The organism is Burkholderia sp. Se-20378, from assembly GCF_017104665.1.
Classification (GTDB): Bacteria; Pseudomonadota; Gammaproteobacteria; order Burkholderiales; family Burkholderiaceae; genus Burkholderia; species Burkholderia lata.
On record NZ_JAAGPG010000887.1, the window covers coordinates 1 to 2,229 of the forward strand.

1 protein-coding gene is annotated in these 2,229 nt (G+C 69.0%); it reads left to right on the forward strand.

Annotation, left to right across the window (positions count from 1 at the left end):
* Positions 1-169 precede the first annotated feature (169 nt).
* A partial coding sequence (locus G3N93_RS38620; protein ID WP_206135394.1) for a site-specific recombinase occupies positions 170-2,229 on the forward strand: 2,060 nt, incomplete at its 3' end.

The following is a 2,229-nucleotide window of genomic DNA, read 5'->3' on the forward strand; positions in this document are numbered from 1 at the left end:
CTCCCGGCGCCCGCACGCGATCGGCGTGCACCGCAGCGGGGCAGCCGCATCGCGGGTCGCCGCGCATCGTCCGGCAACCGGCCCCGTCTCACCCGTTCTCCCCGGCGCCGCGCCGTTTCCCCGGCCGGCATCCCGAACCCGCCCGCCAAGGGCTTTCGCTATTCCGTTTATGTTTCGTTCCCTGACGACCCTGATCAAGAAGTGGCGCGCGTCGCGCAATGCCGGTCACCAGCTCGATGCATTGCTCGCGCTCGCCGACGCCGATGCGTCGTACGCCGAGCGCAGCGAATGGCTGATCGAACTCGCGCACTGGCTGCGCCGCACCGGCACGATGCAGGCCGCGCAGGACACGCCGGCCGATCGCGACACCGATGCGCGCGCGTATCCGGCCCATGCACGGTTGCGCTACCTGTTCCACGTGCTCGATCGCAATCCTGCGTGGAAAACCCACGCCGCGCGCATCCTGCGCGGCATCCTGCGCGAGTGCGACGGCATCTCGTTGCTGTGCGACGCCGGCATGCCCGTGCACTCGGGCTTCTTCGGCGCGCTGTTCGAGCGGATCGACTCGTCGCTGATCCCGCCCGCGCCGAACCGCCGCGAGCTGTCGGCGCTGTTCACGCTGATGTTCCCGACGCCGGAAGACGCACAATGGATCGACGCATTGCCCGCCGATCTCCTCACGCGCCTCGCCGACCTGATCTCGTTCGACGTCACCGACGAAGAGCGCCACGAGCCGGGCTCGTTCTCGCGCGACCTGCTGGCCGCGCTGCACAACCTGACCTGCCAGATCAGCTCGACCGGCCTGTCGCAGACGGTGCGCAGCCGGCTCTCCGACGACGACGCACGCAAGCCGCTCGAAACACAGCCGTTCTACCGCCTCACGCGCGCGATGCTCGCAGTCGAGACCGCGCACGCGGCCGTCGAGGACGGCGGCGACCCGAGCAAGCTGCTGCACGAGGTGAACTACCTGCGCGTGCTGCTCGACGAATGCCGGATCGCCGTCGACGACGTGTTCTCGCATCTGTACCGCAACGGCGTGTCGGTCGACATCGTGTTCCAGGTCGAGCGGATGCGCATGCGCATCCTGCGCGCCGAGATGCTGCTGAACGCGTGGATGGCGCGCGACGACCTGCACGGCATGGCGCACCTGACGGCCGAGCTCATCGACGCAAACCACAACAGCCAGAGCGTGTCGCACCTCGTGCGCAGCAACTTCTCGCTGTTCGCGCGCAAGCTCGTCGAGACCAACGCGGACACCGGCGAGCACTACATCTCGCGCGGCCGCGCCGAGTACCTGAAGATGCTGCGGATGGCGGCCGGCGGCGGCCTCGTCACCGTCGTGACCGTGTGCGTGAAGTTCGCGATCACGGGCGCGCACCTGCAATCGATGTTCGAAGGGCTGCTCGCGGGCGTCAACTACGCGGCCAGCTTCATGCTGATGCACTTCCTGCACTTCACGCTCGCGACCAAGCAGCCCGCGATGACTGCGCCGACGCTCGCGCGCGAGCTCGACGACACCGGCCACGAGGAAGGCGTGAAGGCGTTCGTGCAATCGGTTATCGCGCTGATCCGCACGCAGGCCGCCGCGATTTCCGGCAACGTGCTCGTCGTGCTGCCCGTGTGCCTGCTGGTGCAGCTGTTCGCGGGCAACGTGCTGCACGCGAACCTGATCTCGCCGGAGAAGGCGCACGCGACGCTGCACTCGTTCTCGCTGCTCGGCCCGACGCCGCTCTACGCGGCGCTGACCGGCGTGCTGCTGTGGGCGTCGAGCCTGATCGCGGGCTGGGCCGACAACTGGTTCGTGCTGCACCGGGTCGGCGACGCGCTCACGTACAACCGCCGTCTGCGCCTCACGCTCGGTGCGGCCGGTGCCGCGAAGCTCGCGCACTTCTGCCGGTCGAACGTGGCCGGCGTGGTCGCGAACGTCGGCCTCGGCCTGATGCTCGGCCTCATTCCGGCGATCGTCACCGTGTTCATGTTCCCGTTCGAGGTGCGGCACGTGACGCTGTCGGCCGGTTCGATCGGCATCGCGCTCGGCGTGCTGGGCAAGGATGCGCTCGGCACGCCCGAGCTGTGGTGGGCCGGCGCCGGCGTGCTCAGCATGGCGATCCTCAACGTGCTCGTGAGCTTCGCGCTCGCGTTCACGATGGCCGTGCGCTCGCGCAGCCTGCGCCGGACCAAGGTGCGCGCGCTCATCGTCGCGATCGTCCGCACGGTGCTGTCGAACCC